Origin of the sequence: Pseudoalteromonas sp. S1608 (assembly GCF_005887265.1) — a bacterium.
GTDB classification, from domain to species: domain Bacteria; phylum Pseudomonadota; class Gammaproteobacteria; order Enterobacterales; family Alteromonadaceae; genus Pseudoalteromonas; species Pseudoalteromonas undina.
Window position 1 is genome coordinate 45,938 of sequence record NZ_PNDK01000028.1, and the last position, 18,904, is coordinate 64,841.

Genomic DNA, 18,904 nt, shown 5'->3' on the forward strand with positions numbered 1-18,904 from the left:
CTAAAGTATTGATATTAAATGACTTTAAAAATAAAACCGGACTACAATATCGCGATATTTAGCGACTATCGCGATATATCACGAATTAGCTCTGGCGACGCATTCCTAACTTTTGCATTTTTGAGCGTAAGGTACTCTCTGGTAAGCCCAACTTATTTGCCGCGCCTTGTTCACCTGCAATTTTCCAATTACACAGTGCTAATACGCTGCTTATATGCTGTTTTTGTGCTTCATCAAGTGTAAGCGTTGGGTTTATGGCGTTATCATCGCCCGCTGTAAGCGATTGACTTAACTGTAATGTAGAGTGTTTAGATAAAATAGCTTCTCGTTCGAGTACATTTTGTAGCTCTCTAATGTTACCTGGCCAGTCATAGGCTTGTAATTGCCTGATCGCTTTTGTACTTAACCCTTGCAATTGCTTACCTAAGCGCTTGTTTATTTGTGCAATTAAGTTTTGACACAAGTAAGGAATGTCTTCTTTTCGTTCTTTAAGTGCTGGCACATGAATAGGAAATACATTTAAACGGTAATATAAGTCCATTCTAAACTGCCCTGCTTGTACCATTTCCCACAAGTTACGGTTGGTTGCAGCAATGATGCGAATATCAACCTTTAGGGTTTGACTACCGCCAACGCGTTCAAATTCACGCTCTTGTAATACCCTTAATAGCTTACTTTGGGACTCTAACGGCAGCTCTGCGACTTCATCTAAAAATAAGGTGCCGTGATCGGCAAGTTCAAAACGTCCTTTACGACGCTCGTTAGCGCCAGTAAATGAGCCCCTTTCATGCCCAAAAAGTTCTGACTCTAATAAACTTGGAGTGAATGCCGCACAATTTACTTTTATAAATGCTTGTTCGTTGCGTTTACTGAGACGGTGTAAGTTACGCGCTACCAACTCTTTGCCAGTGCCATTTTCACCAAGAATGAGTACGGTGCTGTCGGTTTCACTCACTAACTGTATTTGATCTAACATGCGTTGGAATACAGCGCTGTGGCCAACCAGTCCTGAATCTTGCCAATCCTCATTAAGCTCGGCAATAAGGTAATCATTCTCATCTTTTAGCTGCTCGCTTAGGTGCTTTACTTGAGCTAACGCTTCGTGCAACTGGGTTTGGGTTTGCTGTTGTGCTGATATATCGCGAAATACTGCTACAGCACCAATGAGCTGGTTATTTTTATAAACGGGAGTGGAGGTGTACTCAACGGCAAAGGCACTGCCATCTTTGCGCCAAAATACTTCGTTTTTTACTTCGCGGCGTTTGCCATCAAACATAGTGCAATAAATTTGGCACTCATCGGCAGGGTAAGGGGAGCCATCGGCATGGCTATGATGATGATATTGGTGTATTTTTTTTCCTAATAATTCATCGGCCGTCCACCCAGTCATTCGCTCTGCAGCTGGGTTTACAAATACCGCATTGCCGGATAAATCAAATCCGTATATGCCCTCACCCACCGCATTAAGCAATAAGGTAGGATCGTTTAAAAAGTTTTTTATCATAATACAACCTCGCGAAATATCGCGAGCATTATGCCAATTTTATCCTGCTTTAGCACTTAATAATGGCTAAATAACGCCTTAATATTTATTTTGGCTTCTAAACGCGCTGCAATTAAATATAAGCCGGCTAATTTACGATGAATAAACAATGCATCCACAGGTGGAGTATGCCACTGCTGCGACTGTGCGCTTAACTGTAATCCGGCATCTTTGATGTTGCTAGCAAGCTCACTGTTTTTAAAATCAAACTCGCCATTATAGCGAAGTGGCTCGCAAGCCATTAAAAATAAATCAATCACTCTTTCTTTATAGTCATCTTTTAAAGCGTCTTTAAAATAGCCAATAGCAGTGGCAGCATTGAGCACCCCTGCACGATCATTATTACTGCCGGCCTTAAACAAGGCTAAATAGGCATCACTGAGGGTAGCTGTAATTTCTCGGGTGGCACCAAAATCAAATAACACAATTTTTTGTGACTCTGGTTGGTAATGAAAATTAGCAAAGTTGGGGTCGGTTTGAATTAACTTAAACTCAAACATTTCTTTAAAGAACAAATTAATTAGTTGCTCCGCAACATGACTTCGCTCAGCAGCGGATAGATCACAAATGCCTTCTATAGGTTTAGCATCAACATACTCCATTGTAAGCACCTGCGCAGTGCTGTGCTCTACATACACACTAGGCACTTTAAAGTGAGGGTTAGTCGATAACAGGTTTTTATAGCGTGCTAAATACTGTGCTTCTAGGGTGTAATCAGCCTCAGCTAGTAACTGCGCTTTCGCTTCTTCAACTAAGGGTTTTATATCCAATTCTTTAGGTAATAATCGCGATAAAGTAAGTAAAGTGATCACATTATCCACATCGCTCACCACACTTTTAGCAATACCTGGATATTGAATTTTAACGGCTAATTGATCACCATTTTCTATATAAGCTAAATGAACCTGCCCAATTGATGCAGCTGCAAAAGGCCTCAACTCAATATGAGAAAAACGCGATAACCAGTCATCCCCCCATTGCTCTTTTAGCACGCTCACTAATTGCTTATGTGGCATTGGGTTGGCATCGGCACGCAACAAAGACAGTAACTGCGCAAGCTCGGGAGTTAATAAGTCGCCAGCATCCATTGAAAGTAACTGCCCAAGCTTCATTGCCGCACCGCGAAGATGCGACAGCTGAGTGGCTAAGTTTTCAATATTTTTAGGCTGGAGTAATAAGCTCTTATTATCCCAACCTTTACCACTAAGCGCACTTTTGGCACCACCCACTAACATATTTGTGGCAACGCCGGTGGCCAATGAACCTAACTTTGCAAATCGTGAAAGTCGAGAGGTGGGAACGGATCGCTCATTAGCCATAATTAACCTAATCTATTAATAATAAGGTCAATTAATACGTTTTATTACGCTTGTTGGATCTAAATTATAACCGAGGTACTAGCTTAATCGCGCCTTCGACTACTTTTAAATCTAAGGGTAAATTACTTAACAGTGCCATTTTAGGGTCGTTCATATTTAACTTATAAACAGGGTTAACCGCTAAAAATGCATTCATGACATCCATCGCTTCGTTATCCAGCACTTCTAAATTACCTTTAAAACCCCCTGCATCGATACTTGAATCGCGTAACTTAACATTACGTAAAAATACGGCTTTTTTCTCGCTATCATAAAAAGGCGTGCCTTGTATTTGTAACTTTAAACGCACAGGATACTTTAATGCAAAGGCATTAATCTCGGCGCTCGAATCAGCACCTAATAAAACATAATCACTGTTGTCGGGACCAATATTAACGCTTAAATCATTTACATCAAACTGCACAGGTAAGCCCATCAGGCTAACTTTTTCACTTAATTTAGGTAACTCTTTATTTAGTAACGACTCAACCTCTGAATTTGTAAATGAATAAACCGAAATACCCTGAGTGCTGTTACAGGCAGTTAAAAATAATAGTGAAATAAAAACAAAAATTTTCATGCAAAACCCTATTCATTAATCGTATTGGCAGTAAGTAGCCATAATAAAAAACCGCTTTAATAGCGGTTTTTTTATTTTAGTTGATAAAAGTTAATTTACAGCAAAAATAACTTTTAACCTTGCTAGTGTGTCAGTTTTGACTGAACCTTCGCTGAGTGCAATTAATTGCTTTAAATAATAGTTTAAATCAGCGTGGTCTCCACGGTGCTTGTCATCTAGCATTGCCACTTGCTCAACCATTCTTTGCGCTGAGTCATGCGAACTCACGTTGGCTAGTATTTCCATACGCGTTAGCAACTGCTCGATACTTAATGACGTTTTTACCACACCAGTATACTGACTTGGTACTGGTTCATTATTCTCAAGCGCAACAAATAATGCGTTTAAGTTAGCTTGTTCGTTTTTGGCAGCTAATCCGGTTAGCTTTTCATCTATAGCTGACAATAAAGCGGATACTTTAGGCGTTAACGATTTAAATGACATATACCCTTTAACTTTGGTTTGCAGATCAAGTAATTGGGCTTTACCTTCAACACTATTTAAAGCCGCTTCGAGCTCATTTAGTTCGGCTGTTGCTAGCTTATCTGATTCACCTTGCTCGCGTTTTTGCTGCTCAAACTCTTCGCTGCGTTTAGTGAATGTTGCATCATTAAACTCACGAAATTTTTGCCATAGTGCATTCTCAGCTTTTAAGCCTGCAAACCCTATACTCTGCCATTGTTGCTGTAACTGCTTTAACTGCTGACACGCCTCTGCTAGGTTTTCACTTTGAGATAGTTGTTGCGCTTGCTCAACGAGCTCATTTTTAAGTGCGGCATTGCCTTTATGAAACGCATTAAGTGAAGATACAACTAGCTGCTGTTCTGCCTTATAACGCTCGTTTAAAATTCGGTATGTTTTAGGATCAACTTTACCTACACTACGCCATGCTTTTTGTAATCGGTTGTAGTGGCTTTCAAATTGTTTCCAATCTAAATCAGCATCCTCTGTCGCTTGTAAATGCAGTGCATGCATTTGCGCTATTAGTTGCTCACGCTCTACTTTAGCCGCTTCACGCTGGATTTCTTGCTCTGCGAAATAACTACGACAAGGTGCGAACAATAGCTCAATTTTTTCATCAAACTCATTTCCTTGCTGCTTTTCTTGCTCTGTATCAAGGCGACCTAGTTCATTCCAACGCTTACGCAATACTTTAACTTGGTCAGCACGCTGTTGCGGATCGTTACAAGGCTCATCAACTAACAGTGTTACTTCTTCTAAAAGTGCAGTGCGTTTAGGGGCCGCTGCATACTTTTGCCAATCTTTAGCATCAGCTAGCTGCGCTTCTAGGTCAGCTTTTAAGTTAACCAGCGGCTGTTGGTATTTCTCAGTTAGGGCATTAAATAACTCTTCGAAGCCTTTAAATACACCAAATGCAACATTAAAACGCCCTTCTTCAATTAAACGTTTAACATCACGCGCTTTTCGCTTAGCTTGGCTTTGAGTTTTTTCTAACGGCTTAGTGAGTTCGCTCATTGCAGCTAAAAACTGCTTCTTATGCGCATTAAGCTGAGCTTTAAATGACGTTTGTAAATCAGCGCTAAGTAAATTTAAGTGGCTGCGTGCAGTTTTAAAGGTATTATTGAATGCTGTTAACTGTTGATCGTAATCGCTAAGTTGCTCTGCAGGTTTTATTTCACTAAGCGCATTGTAGGCAATTTTATATTCTTTAATCGCCGCAGTTAGCTCAGGCAACTTAGCAACTTGTGAGAATAATTGCTCAAGCTTATTAATCACTTGTTTTGATTGCTGATCAGCCACCAGTTCCGTTTTATCTAGCGTGTCTTTCGCTTGCGCTACTTTTGCATTAAGCCAGTCTTGCTGAATTTGCTCTGGCGTTTCTAACCCTAACTGTAATGCATTCTCAATTTCTTCACTTAATGCTTCTAACGTAGCTAACGCTAACACTTGGCGCTGTTGTTGCGCTAAACGTTGCTGCTCTACTTCGTGCTGCGCTTTTAGTATGGCAATGTGGGCATCAAGCTTATCGGTAATTGAAATATACTTAGCATCAAGGGTTTTTACATGTTCTTCACTTAGCCATTTTAATTCTAGAGCTTGCCATTGTGCCATGAGCTCTGCGGCTTGTGGGTCAACAATGGCGTAGTCGTGTTTATCACGCAATGCATTAAGCTTGGCTAGAATAACACGGGTTGCGTTTTCAACTTGCGATGGCATTTCAAGTGCTAAACGCTCGTTTTCAAGATGGCTTTCAAGGGCCGTTTTAGCTTCACCTTGAGCATGCTTTAACAAAGCTTTAGTTAACTGCTGTGTAATGACTAAATCAACTAACTGCTTTTGCAGCTCTTCATTGGCTTCTTTAAAGGCTTTTTCAATCAGTTTAGGGTTTGCTAGGCGTTTTAAGAGCTTAACTCTCACTTGCAGTTCTTTTTCTGCAAATGCTAGTTTTTCAAGGGTTTTAATCGGTGCAAAGCGTTCAATATACTCATTTTTAATCTGTGCCGATAAGCTACTTTCACTGTTTAATACAGCAGACGAAATTTGTTGCTCAGCCACATCTTTTAATGCCTGATCTTGCTTGTAAGCTTTCCACCAAAGCGGTAAATCGTTTACTTTTTGCAGTGCTTTACGACGAATTTCAGCCGATGAGTCTTCAAGCGCTAAGGTGCTTAAAATTGTTACGTCGCGTGCTACATCAAGTTTTTCAATCGCATCTAAACGAACTTGTTGCTTCGGGTGTTTCCATTTTGGTGTAAAAAGGTGTTTAAAGATCATTTTCACTGAACCTAGCTATTTCGTTATCTGATTTAAATTCTTTTTGTAGTTGCGCTTTGGTTTTTTGGATCATTTCTCCATCTGCACCAATGGTAAACTGCTCGTTTGATTGTGCTACTTTTGCTTGATACAACATCACAAGTTGGACTGTTTGTTGTTTTTGTTCATCTGATAAAGGTGTGCCATCTGGCCACTTTCCTGTTGATGCACCATATTGTAGGCGCTCAAATAATTCTGGAGTAATATTCTGTACTAAGTTGTCAATATTCATGTCATTTTTTCTTTTTCAGAGTCACTAAAATAATACGGTTAATAAGGTACCAAATACAGCCAATGCCTATAGCTGAGGTATACGCATACCACTGAAGTGTTTTTTCTTGAGGTTGTAGGAAGTACAAACAAAAGAAGCCACCTAAAAATAAGATCAGCGCTAAAAAGGAGTGGTTCATAAACATTTGCTGCTTTTTAATTCGCTGCTCACGTTGAAGTTGTTGAACTTGCTCGGCATTTAATTCAGCAACGTTACTTTGGCAATGTGGACACTGCGGATGTTTATCTGAAATTGATTTTGCACATTTGGGGCAACGAATAATCGCCATACATCTCTCTCCATACTACGCATAAAAAAAGCGCCTTTCGGCGCTTTTCATTGTACTTGTTTTATTGCTCTTTGTCTTTTTTGAATTTAACCCAATAGTTCATATTAGGTTATTAGGGTCTGTTTATTCAGCGTCTTTTGATTGCTTTTCAAGGCGCTTTTCCCAGAAGGTAGCATTTTTAATCCCTAACTTAACAGGATCAAATATGATTTTTCCACCTTTTTTCTTTTGTTCTTCATAATCGCTCAAACATGATAAGGCCGGTTTAGCGACAAAGAAAATGGCTAATATACCCAATATGTTGATCCACGCCATTAAGCCAACGCCTATGTCGCCAATAGTCCATATATAACCGGAACTGTTAACCATGCCGTAGGCTACCATAAACATAATCATAAGTTTTACCACTACAAGCGGAATACTTCCTTTAAAGTAGCGATTTAAGTACGCGATATTAGTCTCAGCAATGAAGTAATAGGCAAGTATGGTGGTAAAAGCAAAGAAGAATAAAGCGATACCTACAAACGCTTCTCCAAAACTACCAAATACACTAAACAACGCCATTTGGGTAAATGCTGCTGACCCCACTTCAGTTGCCGCATCAACATTTTGTATAATGAATTGACCCGCAGGTAATTCACCAACAATGTTGTATTGCTGCGTTATTAAAATCATTAATGCAGTTGCGGTACAAACAAAAAGTGTATCAACATAAACAGAAAAAGCTTGCACTAAACCTTGCTGTGCAGGGTGGTCAACTTCTGCTGCCGCCGCAGCATGAGGACCTGTACCTTGACCGGCTTCATTAGAATAGATACCACGCTTAACACCCCAAGCAATTGCAGCACCAAAGCCTGCTTGGGCTGTAAATGCATCACCAATAATAAGCGAGAAAATGCCTGGTACTTTGTCTATGTTTAAAAATACGATAATTAAGGCCAATACGATGTAACCAAGCGCCATAAATGGCACTACAATTTGGGTAAAATTAGCAATGCGCTTTATACCACCAAAGATAATAAACGCTAAAACGATTAGAATAATGGCCAATGCAACGAGTTTAAAACTGCCTACGTCACCAAAAGTTGTAGACACCATAGTGCCATCACCAAATACTTGAGTGAATGCGTTGCCCACAGCATTTGCTTGCACGCCCGGCAGAAAAACTCCACAGGCTATAATTGCCGACACAGCAAATAAAACAGCCAGCCACTTTTGCCCTAAACAACGGTCAAAATAATAGGCTGGACCACCGCGGTATTGGCCGTCTTCTTCTAGTTTATAAATTTGACCTAATGTTGACTCAGCGTATGCAGTGCTTGCACCTAAAAAAGCAACAACCCACATCCAAAAAATAGCGCCAGGGCCACCAAAACCGATTGCGGCTGCAACACCGGCAATATTACCAACCCCTACTCGGCCAGACAATGAAACAGCAAGAGCTTGAAAAGATGAGATCCCTTTTTCTGAGGTATTAGGGCTAAATAGTAGCTTACACATTTCTTTAAAATGTCTAACTTGAGCAAATCGAGTTAGTACGGAGTAAAATAAGCCTGCGCCTAGGCATAAATAGATGAGTGCATTACTCCAAACAACATTATTAACGGCGCTTACAAAAGCTTCCATGAACATCCTCACAGTTATATTTATTATTATTAATTACCATACTCTGCTACTCAGAATACCTGTCATAAGCTTTACGAAATAAGGGGTTAATCTTTATCGTCTTTCTTATTGTTCAATCGATATTAACTTAAGTACTCAACCTTGTTAACAGTTAATTTTCAAAACAACTTATTGTTTATTTATATTGAGCCTGCTAAGACAACGTTTAACTAAGTGGAAATGGATTAAAACTATAGGTTATTAAATCTGTCGAGAAGGTGTATTGAAACGTTTTAGTGTGATGGTGGGAAATGATTTTTATTTTTTGATACGGCCGGTTTAGCCTAAAATAAAAAGGGCATCAAAATTATTGATACCCTTTAAAACAAGCGTTTTATCTTAAGTTGTCTACAACATTAACAATGGCTGCTAAGGTATCTTGACCAAATTGATATGAACGACGATCTGACCAGCCGTAATCTGGATCAGGTAAGTCATTATTATCTTTAAATGGCATTTCAACGGTGTAAGTAAGCGCTTTAAATTCTTCAGCGGTCGCTGATGAACCTACTGTTAAATTAGCTTGACCTGGTTCGTCTTTATCGTAGCCATGCGTATCTTGAAACTCTGGAGTAATAGTTAAAAGCGCGGCTTTAAAGCTGTCTTCAAGGCCTTTTAGGCGTGCATCATAACTTGGTATGCCTTCACTACCGGCAACAAAGTTATATGGAATGGCTTCATCCCCGTGAATGTCAAGGTGCATATCTAAGCCTGCTTCTCGCATTTTATTAAGCACTAAGTAAACTTCAGGACTATTTTCCATGCTTGGTGTTTGCCATTCACGGTTTAAGTTAACCCCTTTAGCATTAGTACGTAAGTGACCACGTGCACTGCCATCTGGATTCATATTTGGCACTACATAGAATACCGCTTTTGATAGTAAGGCTGCTGCATGTGGGTCTTCATCGTCAAGCAGCTTGTGTAATAAGCCTTCTACAAACCACTCTGCCATAGTTTCACCCGGGTGTTGGCGAGCCGTGACCCAGATGATTTTTTTATCTGCACTTGGCTGACCAATTTTAAGCACGCTCATATCACGGCCATCAAGGGTTTGACCTAGCGTCTCTAACTGACAAAGCTCTTGGCTTTGTGCCCATGATAATAAGTCTAAATGGCGGTCGTAGCTGTAAGGAGCAAAATAGGCAAAGTAAACGCTGCTACACTCAGGCTCAAGCTCAAATGTTAGTGTGCCATTTTCATACGAAGACGGTACACGAAACCATGTTTGACGGTCGTATGAGGCAACAGCTTGGTATTCTACCCAACCATCTGGGTATGCAGACTTATCAAGATTATTAATATTTAACTGATGTAATTGATAAGGCGTTGTTTCAAGACGAAAGTGAAACCACTGATAAAACTCAGACTGATGATCTTTATTAATTTCTAACTGAATATTTAACGGATCGGTGGCTTCAATAACTTTAATATTACCACTGTCAAAATTGCTACTGATTTTCATTACAACAAACCTATTAGTTAACTGTGTGTCTTGACCAAAGGATTTAGCCAAGAGGTAAGTACGTGTTAATGCACTTTCAACGGCTATTACTACGTACTCAATTTAATAAAGCGTACCATAACCACTACACTTTAAAAATCTTCAGACCTAAAAAAGCCAGCAAGTGCTGGCTTTTTTTAATTGCTCAAGTGTTTATCGAGGTAAACTTGGGAATGAGACTTCTGCCATATCGCGCATACAGCGAACTACCTGGCAGCTATAACCAAACTCATTGTCGTACCATACGTAAAGTACAACACGGTTTTCATCAACAATCGTTGCTTGAGAATCAACAACACCTGCGTAACGACTACCCACTAAATCGGTAGACACGATTTCAGTTGATGCTGTGTAATCGATTTGATCACGTAGGTCTGAGTGAAGTGCTGTTTCACGTAAAAACGCATTAAGTTCTTCAACCGTCGTGCTCTTTTCAAGATTCAAGTTTAAGATAGCTAACGATACGTTTGGTGTAGGTACACGAATTGCGTTACCTGTTAGTTTACCTTCAAGCTCTGGTAATGCTTTAGATACCGCTTTAGCTGCACCAGTTTCAGTGATAACCATGTTAAGTGCCGCAGCACGACCACGACGTTCTGCTTTGTGGTAGTTATCAATTAAGTTTTGGTCATTAGTATATGAGTGAACTGTTTCAACGTGACCATTCTTAATACCAAACTGATCGTTTAATGCTTTCAATGTTGGTGTTATTGCATTAGTTGTACAACTTGCAGCACATACAATTTTATCTTCAGGTAAAATATCTTGGTTATTTACACCGTAAACGATATTTTTAATGTTGCCCTTAGCTGGCGCTGTTAATAATACTTTTGCAGCACCTTTAGATTCTAAGTGTTGACCAAGGCCAGCTTCATCTTTCCAAATACCTGTGTTATCAACAACAAGTGCGTTTTCGATACCGTAGGCACTGTAATCAACTTCGCTTGGCGAATTAGCGTAGATAACTTGAATGTAGCTACCGTTAGCTTTAATAGCATTACGTTCTTTATCAATAGTAATTGAACCATTGAACGGACCGTGGATAGAATCACGACGCAATAAGCTTGCACGTTTTTCTAAATCGCCGTCTTTACCACCACGCACAACAATAGCGCGTAGGTTTAAGTCGGCGTATGGGCCTGATTTTTCAATTAACAAACGTGCTAATAAGCGGCCGATACGACCAAAGCCGTAAAGTACTACGTCACGTGGCGCTTTAGGCTCAGAATTAACAATTTCAGCTAGTTCGTCTTTAACGAACTCTTCTACTGAACGGCCATTCGCAGCATCTGTGTATAAATAGCTGTATGCTAATTTACCAATATCGATACGGGCAGAATTTAATTCCATTTTGCTGATAGCTTCTAAGAATGGGAAGCTTTCACGCAGGCGAAGTTTAGTTCCTTCAAACTGGGCTACTGATTTGTGAGACTTAATAATATCAATAGTGCTTGAGTTTACTAATGGACGGCCGTAAACAGCGATTTCAATACCACGATTACGGTACAATTTACCAATAATTGGTTGCATGCTTTCAGCGTAATCTTGACGTTCTTGCCAGCTACTTGTGTATTCTAACTCGTGAGATGAGGTCATTTTTTTTACCTAATTAAACAATTTTGAACGGATAGCCTAAGAATGTATCGAATTTTGAGAGCAACACATTCCTTCGGGCAGGCCTATTCTAATTTAATCTCATTTTATTCTCTACTGTTAGAGACTAAAGTTTAGGCTAGAATAATACTATATGAGGGTCTGTTGACCTTTACGGATTAAAATTTGTTCAAACTAGGGGCAACTTAATCGCGGCGCGAGGTTTGTAACCTAGTGGGCTAAGTCAAAACCGAGCAACAAAGAGTAAATAGCCCCTAGGCATAACCCTTCGGGCAGCGCCTGTTTGGCATTGATGCTGCGTTATCGCCTATTTATGGGGAATAACCACACCACATAGGCTCTGCCTTGCCTCAATACCAAACAGACTGCTGCAAATTCAACCTTGAAAGGTCAACAGACCCTAATAAATTGAGAGACTCGGATGGCTTTTAAGCACATAACCCTCACTTTTGCATTATTGCTTGCAGGATGTGAAGAATCTTTTACCGTTGAAGATGTTTGTGCGCAATCACCCGCCATATGCAATGACCTTAACCACGATAGCCACTGTAAGGCACTGCGAGAGCGTACTATTTTTTCTCGCTACCGCGAATCCTTACAACCAACCGATGAGAACAAATATCAACTACTCAAAGCGTTTGAGCATTACAACCAATGTATTGGCTTAGCCGCTAATATTCAGCATATAAAACTAAAAGGTAAAACTACCGCCCGTCGACGAGCCTACCTCACCAGTAATAGAGAAATGGCACGTATTTATCAGCAAACACAAGCAACCACTCACCCAGGCCTACTCTATTACCATTGGTCAAGAAACAATGATGAAACGGCACTCACCCGGCTACTTGCTCTAGAAAATACCCCCGAGGTGGAAACGAGTGCTGAAATGCAATTTTATTTAGCGTCTTATTACATTAAAGTTGATGAGCAAAAAGCAATTGATTTTTTATACAACACATTGGCATTAAATCAAGTTAAGCAAATACCTGATCCAGAAATATACACCTCTTTAATTAGCCTTTTCTATAAGCACCACCAATATAAGCACGCGTACATTTTTGCCAAAATAGCAGAGCTCTCTGGTATAAAAAATATCGATATATTATTAATTGAGCAGCAATTAATAGCACAAGAAAAGAATTTAGACAGTTTAGATGCTCTCGCCGAGCAAACATTACACCAAATAAACCAAGGAAAATTTATTTCTCCCCGGAAATAATACAACAGATACAAAAAAGGCAGCTTGCGCTGCCTTTTTGTTTATTTTTTGCTTGTGCCTACTTCGACACGGGTCTTTAACTTTTGCCCCGGCCTAAAAGTAACTACGCGACGCGCTGAAATTGGAATATCTTCTCCCGTTTTCGGATTACGTCCCGGTCTTTCTTTCTTATCTCGAAGATCAAAGTTACCAAATCCAGAGAGCTTAATCTGCTCGCCTTTTTCAAGCGCTGAGCGGATTTCTTCAAAAAACGCTTCAACTAAATCTTTGGCATCTTTTTTATTGATCCCGAGCTTTTCAAATAGGTGTTCAGCTATGTCGGCTTTAGTAAGCGCCATATCTAGTCCCTCAACGATGCATTAAACTGTTCGGCCAGTGCGGCCACCACGTTATCAACTACCTGATTGATATCTTTCTCTTCGAGTGTTCTATCAACCGCCTGCAGTGTTAGAGCAATCGCCAAACTCTTATAATTTGGCTCAATACCTTTGCCCTTATACACATCGAATAAGTTTAGGTCAACCAATTGATTTCCGCCAACTTTTCCGATGACGTTTAAAATATCACCAATTTTAACGCTGTCTTGTACTAAAATCGCGATGTCGCGGCGATTTGATGGGAATTTAGACACCCCTACAGCTTGAGGTAAATTTCTTTTTTCTAATGCCGACATTTCAATTTCAAACACAAAAGTAGCATTGTTGATATCTAACGATTTTTGCGCTTGAGGATGTAATGCACCAAAGAAACCTACTTTTTTACCATCAACATAAATAACGGCAGACTGGCCAGGGTGAAGACCATCCGATTGCTCAGCTTTAATTTCAAAGCGGCTAACATCGTTGGTAATTGCAAGTAATGCTTCAACATCCCCTTTTAGGTCATAAAAATCAACGTTACGTTTTTCTTCAACCCAATGCTCACCATGAACCAAACCAGTAATAACGCCACCAATAACAGGCACTTGGTATACACCATTTTCAGCATTTTCATCACTGATAAACTTAAGGCCGTGTTCAAATAAGCGAATACGAGGTTGTTGGCGGTTTTGGTTATACGCAACAGATGAAAGCAACCCTGGCATTAAACTTACACGCATCGCTGACATTTCAATTGAAATTGGGTGCGGCAATACCAATGCATTACACTCAGGGTGTAAAATAGCTTGCGCTTTAGGGTCAACAAAACTGTAAGTAATGGCTTCTTGATAGCCACGTGTTACTAAGGCATTACGAAAACGGCTCAGGGCAACAGTTGACTCATCATGCGTGGTCATTTTCAGTTTTGCAGTTGGTGCAACATTAGGAATGCTGTTATAACCGTATACACGTGCAACTTCTTCAATTAAATCTTCTTCGATACGAATATCAAAACGGTAGCTTGGTACATCAGCACTCCAGCTATCATTGTCAAATTTAACATCAAGTCCTAAACGCGTCAGAATATCGGTTACTTTCGCATCTTCAATATGATGACCAATAACGCGGTCTAAACGTGAACGACGTAAACGTACTTCAGTTACCTTTGGTAACTTATCAGCAGCCACAGCTTCAACAACAGGACCCGCTTCACCACCAACAATTTCAAGCAGTAACGCTGTAGCGCGCTCCATTGCATCATGTTGTAGAGCAAAGTCTACACCACGCTCATAGCGATGAGATGCATCGGTGTGTAAACCGTAGCTACGTGCTTGACCAGCAATGGCAACAGGGTTAAAGAATGCGCTTTCTAACAGAATATCAGCTGTTTTTTCAGTAACGCCAGATTGCTCACCACCAAAAATACCAGCAATGGCTAGCGCTTTATGATGATCGGCAATCACTAATGTCGATTCATTTAACTTTGCAGTGTTACCATCAAGTAAAACTAATTCTTCACCTGCGTTTGCACTACGTACTTTAATTCCACCCTCAATAGCATTTAAATCAAATGCATGCATTGGGTGACCAAGCTCTAATAACACAAAGTTAGTCACATCAACTACCGGGTCGATTGAACGCACACCACTACGGCGTAGCTTTTCAACCATCCATAGAGGTGTTTCAGTATTAAGATTAATGCCTTTGATAACACGCCCTAAATAACGAGGACAAGCTTCATCGTTAACCAACTCTATTGATACTTTATCTTCAATTGTAGGTGCTACCGCTGGAATACTTAATGTATTAACATCAATGCTGTTCAGTACGCCAACTTCACGAGCAAGGCCTTTAATACCTAAACAGTCACCACGGTTAGGGGTTAAATCTACATCTATGATGTTGTCATCTAACCCTAAGTATTCGCGTAAATCTGTGCCAATCGGCGCGTCAAGCGGCAATTCCATAATGCCATCGCCTTCTTCGCTAATGCCTAGCTCATCAAACGCACACAACATGCCGTGTGATGGTTGACCACGAAGTTTGGCCTTTTTAATTTTAAAATCACCTGGTAATACTGCACCAACAGTGGCAACAGCAACTTTAATACCTTGGCGGCAATTTGGTGCACCACAAACAATATCAAGCAGTTCATCACCACCAACATTAATTTTTGTTACACGTAGTTTATCTGCATCAGGGTGCTGGCCACATTCAACCACCTCACCTACAACAACACCATTAAATTTGGCTGCTGCCGGCTCTACGCCATCTACTTCTAAACCAGCCATTGAAAGCTGTTCCGAAAGAGCTTGCGTATCAATTGCAGGATTTACCCACTCTCTTAACCACTTTTCACTAAATTTCATTTTATTTCTTCACTCTTAACGGAACTGGTTTAGGAATTTTAAGTCGTTTTCGAAAAACGCACGTAAATCGTTTACGCCGTAACGCAACATAGTTAAGCGCTCTACACCCATACCAAAAGCAAAACCGGTGTATTTTTCAGGATCGATACCAACAGACTTAAGTACGTTAGGGTGAACCATGCCACAGCCTAATACTTCTAACCATTTACCATCTTTACCCATTACATCAACTTCGGCTGAGGGCTCTGTAAATGGGAAGAATGAAGGACGGAAACGAATTTCCATATCTTCTTCAAAAAAGTTACGTAAGAAGTCATGTAAAATACCTTTGAGCTCAGTAAAGCTAACGTCCGTATCGACCATTAAACCTTCCACCTGATGGAACATAGGTGTATGTGTTTGGTCGTAGTCATTACGATATACACGCCCTGGTGAAATTATACGAAGCGGCGGCTGCTCTGTTTCCATGGTACGAATTTGCACACCACTAGTTTGAGTACGCAACACCAACTTAGGATTAAAGTAAAAGGTATCGTGGTCGGCGCGAGCAGGATGGTGCTCAGGAATATTTAGCGCATCAAAGTTATGAAAATCATCTTCAACTTCAGGGCCTGATTTAACTTCAAAGCCTAGTTCACCAAAAAAGCTTTCAATACGCTCAATTGTACGTGTTACTGGGTGAAGGCCACCAGAAGGCATAACGCGGCCTGGTAAAGTTACATCGATAGTTTCAGCAGCTAGTTTTTCTTCAAGTGCTTTACTCGCTAACAGCTCACGCTTGTCATTAATTGCGCTTTGCACATCTTGCTTAGCTTGATTGATTACCTGGCCTGCTTCTTTGCGTTCTTCAGGAGCAATTTTACCCAGTGTTTTAAGTAAGCTGGTGATCTCGCCTTTTTTACCAAGGTAGTTAACCCTGATCTCTTCTAGTTGCGCGATTTCACTGGCACTGGCAACTGCCTCAAGTGCTTGCGCTAATATATTTTCTAAGTTCATTCGATACCTGATCTTTCAAAGAAGGTGATTACAATTTAGTTAGCTAATGATAACTGAAAGCGGGGTCTAGATTCTAGACCTACTACAGCTTTAGCGTTGATTTTATGAAAGGAATAGTTAATTTTCGCTGTGCAGCCATGGATGCGTGATCTAATTTGTCTAATACATCCAATAATGCGCGCATATCACGACTTAAACGGGTTAATAAAAACCGCGCGCATTCGTCACTTAGTTCAAGACCGCGCATGTTTGCCCGCTTTACTAGCGCTTGTGCTTTATCATCATCACTCATGGAGCGAATTTGAAAGGTGGTACCCCACTTCAAGCGTGATTCTAAATCGGGCAAGCTAATATTAAGCATATTTGGCAGTAAATCAGCAGTTACTACCAGCATTTTATTAGGCTCATTAAAGCGGTTGAAGAAATTAAATAACGCTTTTTCCCATGCATCATTACCCGCCACTAAGTGAACATCATCAATACATAATACATCTAGCGCCTCAAGACCATCTAAAACCATCGGGCCAAAATGTAGAACTTCTCGCATTGATAGCAGCATATTCGATAAGCCGCGCTCCTGGGCTTGAATACAGGTGGCGTATAACAAATGGGATTTACCTGAGTCTCCTAAGCCACACAAATAAGTATACTGAAAAGCTTGAGATAGCTTAGAAAAGCTATCTTTAAGGTGGTTAACCTCTAATGAGTCTTCTCCCCCAAAATAAGAGGCAAATGTTTCATCATCCGGTAAAGTAACCGGTAGCGCCATTTGCATTGGCTCTTGAGTTAGCATTAGTTTTCAACCCATTGATACTCTAGGCTTTGCTTATCAACTATGTGATAAAAAGCACGGGGGTCGACGTAATCTTTAAAGGCATTATCAAGACCAAGGGCTTTTTTAAGATCGTTTACAGTGCCGGTATGATCTAGCTTAAATTCAACAGAATCGGGAGTTTTACGTATAATAACCGCTTGGGTGACAACACTTAGGTTGAGTAGACGGCGCTTTGCCAACTCTATATCCACAAAATTATCTGTCCCTTTTAAGGTCAAATTGGCAGTACGTTGCTCATAATACGCATTCGGATCGATCGCATATTCGCCAGCTAAACCTTGCGCTAAATCATCAATCATTTGCGCAACGATTTGCTGTCTATAGCCAATAATTCGGTTAGATTCAAACATTTCGTCATTAGTAAAACGCCAATCTAATACCCAATTATCGGAGTTAAACTCTTGATACATTCTAGCAGTAATACTGCGCTCAGCACTGTAACGTTTAGATGCCTCTTCTACTGGTTCAGAAAAGTTCCCCCAAACCTCAGGGACACCAACAAGGCGTCTATCTTGTAAATCAAGCAAAGGTACAACGACAGGTAATCCACGACGGCTTGCCTTATCATAAATGAGCTGCTCTAACTGTGGGTAACTTTCTTGGGTTACTAGCTCTCGTTGCCTGTTATCTTCAATCCCTAACCAGATTGCAACCAGTGGTCGTTGCATTCCCCATAATGGCAAATTAAGCTCTTTGATTAGTGCATCGATTTTTCGTGCTTCAAACTTAACTAATAATTTAAGCTCTCCGGGAATACGCTCATCATATTCAAATTTCAGCATATAATCGGATATATCTTTAGTGCGTTGCTTAGCGACTCGATTTTCATCAGCGCTTTTGTCACCACTCACTTTTACTAATACGTTAAGCAACGCTTTGCGGCTAGCGTCTAAACGAGTATCACGAGATTTATCTTCTACGACCAAAATATCTTGATATAGATCAGTTACTTCAACTGCTGATACAGAAACACAAAAGAAAATGGATAAGGCGCTAATTAATAATCTATACACAGGCAAATCATTCATGGTTTTAAACTGTTTTGATCCTAAATCAAAGCCACTAACAAAGCAAAATTATATTTTTCTCAGTCACTAACGCCATTAAGCTCGCTTTAATGATCATAAAAAACCTCAAAGTAAATACCGACTAATTGAAGTCGGTTCTCTACTTAATTACGGCAATCACCTAGAATATTGTCGAGATACTAAACCCACTCTACGGTTGCCTGGTTAACGCTGTGCAACTGATAGCTGACGGCTGACGGCTGACGACTGACGGCTAATATTTTCACTTTCCTGCAGACGTAAAAAAGCCCGACTCTTTCGAATCGGGCTTTCTACTATTTGGAGCCTGGTAATGTCCTACTTTCACATAACAAATGCTACACTATCATCGGCGCTGTTTCGTTTCACTACTGAGTTCGGCAAGGGGTCAGGTGGGTCCAAACCGCTATTGTCCCCAAGCACATATTAGTGGCAGACCTTAACG

General features: G+C 40.4%; 15 protein-coding genes and 1 rRNA gene. 1 reads left to right on the plus strand and 15 read right to left on the minus strand.

Annotated elements, in window-relative coordinates; all coding sequences use genetic code 11:
• Nucleotides 1-85: 85 nt before the first annotated feature.
• The 9 genes from CWB75_RS12590 to CWB75_RS12630 all read right to left on the minus strand — a co-directional run bounded on the left by CWB75_RS12590 (nt 86) and on the right by CWB75_RS12630 (nt 11,617).
• Entirely contained in the window at nt 86-1,504 is a 1,419-nt protein-coding gene (locus CWB75_RS12590; RefSeq protein ID WP_138570828.1) for a sigma-54 interaction domain-containing protein, read from the minus strand.
• A 56-nt stretch (nt 1,505-1,560) separates the two neighbouring features.
• Nucleotides 1,561-2,862 carry an ABC1 kinase family protein gene (locus CWB75_RS12595; RefSeq protein WP_138570829.1) on the minus strand — a complete coding sequence of 434 codons (1,302 nt, stop codon included), beginning with the start codon at nt 2,860-2,862 and terminating at the stop codon, nt 1,561-1,563.
• 64 nt (nt 2,863-2,926) lie between these two features.
• Nucleotides 2,927-3,481: a YceB family lipoprotein gene (locus tag CWB75_RS12600; protein WP_010392868.1), complete on the minus strand. Its 555-nt coding sequence runs from the start codon at nt 3,479-3,481 to the stop codon at nt 2,927-2,929.
• A 90-nt stretch (nt 3,482-3,571) separates the two neighbouring features.
• On the minus strand, nt 3,572-6,256 hold the full coding sequence (locus CWB75_RS12605) for a DUF349 domain-containing protein (protein WP_138570830.1): 2,685 nt from the start codon (nt 6,254-6,256) through the stop codon (nt 3,572-3,574).
• Complete coding sequence (locus CWB75_RS12610; protein ID WP_008114080.1) at nt 6,246-6,527, minus strand: YeaC family protein; 282 nt, start codon at nt 6,525-6,527, stop codon at nt 6,246-6,248. Before CWB75_RS12610 ends, CWB75_RS12605 begins: the two co-directional genes overlap by 11 nt.
• Nucleotide 6,528: 1 nt before the next feature.
• Complete coding sequence (locus CWB75_RS12615; RefSeq protein ID WP_008114079.1) at nt 6,529-6,855, minus strand: hypothetical protein; 327 nt, start codon at nt 6,853-6,855, stop codon at nt 6,529-6,531.
• A gap of 123 nt (nt 6,856-6,978) precedes the next feature.
• A complete protein-coding gene (locus CWB75_RS12620) occupies nt 6,979-8,481 on the minus strand; it encodes an alanine/glycine:cation symporter family protein (protein WP_138570831.1) in 1,503 nt (500 codons plus the stop codon).
• Nucleotides 8,482-8,854: 373 nt separating this feature from the next.
• Nucleotides 8,855-9,982, minus strand: a complete 1,128-nt coding sequence (locus CWB75_RS12625; protein ID WP_138570832.1) for a M14 family metallopeptidase — start codon at nt 9,980-9,982, stop codon at nt 8,855-8,857.
• A gap of 192 nt (nt 9,983-10,174) precedes the next feature.
• A complete protein-coding gene (locus tag CWB75_RS12630; protein ID WP_010392881.1) occupies nt 10,175-11,617 on the minus strand; it encodes a glyceraldehyde-3-phosphate dehydrogenase in 1,443 nt (480 codons plus the stop codon).
• A gap of 439 nt (nt 11,618-12,056) precedes the next feature.
• Here CWB75_RS12630 and CWB75_RS12635 point away from each other — a divergent pair, with 439 nt between their 5' ends.
• Entirely contained in the window at nt 12,057-12,854 is a 798-nt protein-coding gene (locus tag CWB75_RS12635) for a DUF2989 domain-containing protein (protein ID WP_138570833.1), read from the plus strand.
• Between the two features lie 41 nt (nt 12,855-12,895).
• On the opposite strand, the gene ihfA is transcribed toward CWB75_RS12635, so the two are convergent.
• The 6 genes from ihfA to rrf form a co-directional block, all read right to left on the minus strand.
• Nucleotides 12,896-13,192 (minus strand): integration host factor subunit alpha, encoded by a 297-nt coding sequence (gene ihfA, locus CWB75_RS12640; RefSeq protein WP_008114070.1) that lies wholly within the window; start codon nt 13,190-13,192, stop codon nt 12,896-12,898.
• Nucleotides 13,193-13,194: 2 nt separating this feature from the next.
• Nucleotides 13,195-15,582, minus strand: a complete 2,388-nt coding sequence (pheT, locus tag CWB75_RS12645) for a phenylalanine--tRNA ligase subunit beta (protein WP_138570834.1) — start codon at nt 15,580-15,582, stop codon at nt 13,195-13,197.
• A 15-nt stretch (nt 15,583-15,597) separates the two neighbouring features.
• A complete protein-coding gene (gene pheS, locus CWB75_RS12650) occupies nt 15,598-16,578 on the minus strand; it encodes a phenylalanine--tRNA ligase subunit alpha (RefSeq protein ID WP_008468473.1) in 981 nt (326 codons plus the stop codon).
• An 82-nt stretch (nt 16,579-16,660) separates the two neighbouring features.
• Complete coding sequence (gene hda / locus CWB75_RS12655; protein ID WP_010392888.1) at nt 16,661-17,371, minus strand: DnaA inactivator Hda; 711 nt, start codon at nt 17,369-17,371, stop codon at nt 16,661-16,663.
• Nucleotides 17,371-18,426 (minus strand): DUF2066 domain-containing protein, encoded by a 1,056-nt coding sequence (locus CWB75_RS12660; RefSeq protein ID WP_054201186.1) that lies wholly within the window; start codon nt 18,424-18,426, stop codon nt 17,371-17,373. The genes hda and CWB75_RS12660 overlap by 1 nt, the downstream gene beginning before the upstream one ends.
• A gap of 338 nt (nt 18,427-18,764) precedes the next feature.
• Nucleotides 18,765-18,879, minus strand: a 5S ribosomal RNA gene (rrf, locus tag CWB75_RS12665).
• Nucleotides 18,880-18,904: the final 25 nt, after the last annotated feature.